At 64.2% G+C, this 2,759-nt stretch carries 2 protein-coding genes; both read left to right on the top strand.

Annotated elements, in window-relative coordinates; all coding sequences use genetic code 11:
• Window positions 1–154: 154 nt before the first annotated feature.
• Complete coding sequence (gene istA / locus QN397_RS26490; protein ID WP_323502499.1) at window positions 155–1,711, top strand: IS21 family transposase; 1,557 nt, start codon at window positions 155–157, stop codon at window positions 1,709–1,711.
• Between the two features lie 41 nt (window positions 1,712–1,752).
• On the top strand, window positions 1,753–2,523 hold the full coding sequence (gene istB / locus QN397_RS26485; RefSeq protein ID WP_323502497.1) for an IS21-like element helper ATPase IstB: 771 nt from the start codon (window positions 1,753–1,755) through the stop codon (window positions 2,521–2,523).
• Window positions 2,524–2,759 lie beyond the last annotated feature (236 nt).

Below are 2,759 nucleotides of genomic sequence, written 5' to 3'. Positions count from 1 at the left end.
TGAGTATTCCGGTCGAACGTGACCGGTGATTCCGGCAACGTGACCGCCATTCCGGCGAACGTGACCGGCACGGCGGTATATGCCCCCGGCATGGTGTTGCGCATGAATGAACCCGGCGCGGCTTGTAGCTTCGATGCATTTTGCAAAGAGCCTCATGCCCGCCCCAAGGATCCATATGCGCAAACTCAAAGACGCCCTGCGTCTGAAATTCGAAGGCGGTCTGAGTCACCTCCAGATCGCCACCGCCCTGGGCATCTCCAAGGGCGTGGTCACCAAATACGTGGGCCTTGCAGTAGCCGCAGGACTGGATGCGACTGTCCTCGCGGCATTGGATGAGGCAGGTCTGGAGCGCCGCCTGCTGGCTTCGCCCCGGCCCAGCGAGACCTACGCGCAGGCAGATTACGGGCGCATCCATCAGGAGTTAGGCCGCAAGGGCGTGACCCTCATGCTGCTGTGGGAGGAGTACTGCGCCCAGACCAGCGACGATCACAGCGCGACCAACCGCATCAAACCGTGGCGCTATTCGCAGTTCTGCGAAAACTACCGTCAGTTTGCCCGGCGCCTCAAACGCTCGATGCGTCAGGTACACCGCGCCGGCGAGAAGCTCTTCATCGACTACGCGGGCCCGACCGTCGGCCTGATGGTGCACGGCCAGGAGGTGGGACGCGCCAACATCTTTGTTGCCGCCATGGGTGTCTCGGGCTATTGCTTTGCCTATGCCACACCAGCGCAAACCGCACGCGACTGGCTCGGGGCGACGGCACAGGCGTTGACGTTCTACGGTGGCGTGCCCCAACTCATCGTCCCCGACAACCCGCGCGCCTTGGTGACCAGGGCCGACCGCTACGAGCCGCTGCTCACCGACAGCGTGCAGGACTTCGCGCGTCATTACGGCTGCAGTGTGCTGCCGGCACGCGCCTATCACCCGCAGGACAAACCGAAAGTCGAATTGAGCGTTTTATTGGTAGAGCGCTGGATCCTCGCACGCCTGCGCCGGCATCAGTTCGCCAGCGTCCAGGCGGTCAACGACGCGATCGCCCCCTTGCTGGAGTGGCTCAACCAGCGTGCCTTCCAGAAGCTTCCCGGCAGCCGCGCGAGCGTGTTCGCGCAGCTCGACGCGCCGGCCCTGATGGCCTTGCCGATACAGCCCTGGGAGTGGGCCGCCTTCAAGACCGTGCGTGTGCACATCAACAGTCACGTCGAGTTTGAAGGCCACTACTACAGCGTCCCCCATGCCCTGGTGGGTCTGGCGCTGGAACTGCGCGTGAGCACTCATGCGGTCGAGGCGTTGCACCGGGGCCACCGCGTGGCCAGCCACATGCGCAGCGCGCACAAGGGCGGCTACACCACCGTCATCGAGCATCTCCCCGAGCGCCACCAGCATCACGCCCAGTGGACGCCCGAGCGACTGGTGGCCTGGGGTGCGCGCATCGGCGTGGCGTGTGCGGCCACCGTGACCAGGATGCTGGAGCGCCAACGCCACCCCGAGCACGCCTACCGGGCCTGCCTGGGCCTGCTCAACCTGAGCAAGCGCTACGGCGACGTTCGCCTGGAAGCGGCCTGCACGATGGCGCTGGGCCTGGGCACCAGCAAATACACCCACATCCGCGACATCCTGCTCAACCGGCGCGACCTGCTGCAAGCGAGCACCAGCGCGGACTGGATTGCACCGCTGCACGCCCATGTTCGCGGCCCGGGCTATTACCAATGACGTCCGTCAAACCGATCAATCCCACCGCGAGCACGCTCCCCATGATGATGCACACCACGCTCAACCAACTGCGCAGCCTTCGCCTGGAAAGCATGGCACAGGCCTTGGAGCAGCAACTTACTCAAAGCGGCCTGAGCGCTATGAGTTTCGAAGAACGCTTTGCGTTGCTGGTGGACCGGGAAGTCCACGGCCGGCAGGACCGGCGCTGTGCGCGCTTGCTCAAGCTGGCCAGACTCAAGTACCCGCAAGCGGCCATCGAGGATCTCGACAGCCGCGCTGTGCGCGGCCTCGAGCGCAGTGCCGTCATGAGCCTGGCCTTGGGCGAGTGGGTCCACAGCGGTCACGCCGTGCTGATTACCGGGCCGACTGGCGCGGGCAAAAGTTGGTTGGCCTGCGCATTGGCCCAGCATGCCTGCCGGCGCGGTCACAGCGCGCTGTACCAGCGCGTGCCGCGCCTGGAAGAAGAGCTGCGCATCCGGCACGCCAACGGCACCTTCACACGCTGGCTCGACATCCTGAAGAACACCGATGTCCTGCTGCTGGACGACTGGGGCATGGCTGCGATGGACCGCCAGACCCGGGCCGATCTGCTGGAGATCATCGATGACCGTGCAGGCCACCGCGCCACCATCATCACCAGCCAGCTGCCCATTGAGCACTGGCACGAGTGGATAGGAGATCAAACGACAGCCGATGCCATGCTCGACCGCATCATGCAAAGCCACCACCGCTTCACGCTTACGGGTGAATCGTTGCGCAAGAAGGCCCCGGCATCCAGAGTCAAAGGGGACAACTCAATTGGCAACGTCTGAGGAGCACAGTCATGCCGGGAGTGAATGAGACAGGAGCCGCTGCGCGGCTGCCAGGGCGCCTCCGGCGGCCTGGCAGGGGCCAATCAAATTAATTCAACTGACTTACAGAAAAGGCAAAACGGCCGAAACACAGCTCGGCCATAAAATCGAATCGCGCAACATCACCCCGCGGTCACGTTCCTCGGAAGCCCGGTCACGATGCCGGAATCGTCGGTCACGTTCACCGGAATACGCAC

The organism is Variovorax sp. RTB1 (assembly GCF_035018765.1).
Classification (GTDB): domain Bacteria; phylum Pseudomonadota; class Gammaproteobacteria; order Burkholderiales; family Burkholderiaceae_C; genus Variovorax.
This window is presented reverse-complemented; position numbering and strand designations above follow the sequence as displayed.

What these genes read in the sequence shown, in the direction of transcription:
- istA (WP_323502499.1), top strand. Translation starts at nt 155, where the DNA reads ATGCCCGCCCCAAGGATCCATATGCGCAAACTCAAAGACGCCCTGCGT.
- istB (WP_323502497.1), top strand. Translation starts at nt 1,753, where the DNA reads ATGATGATGCACACCACGCTCAACCAACTGCGCAGCCTTCGCCTGGAA.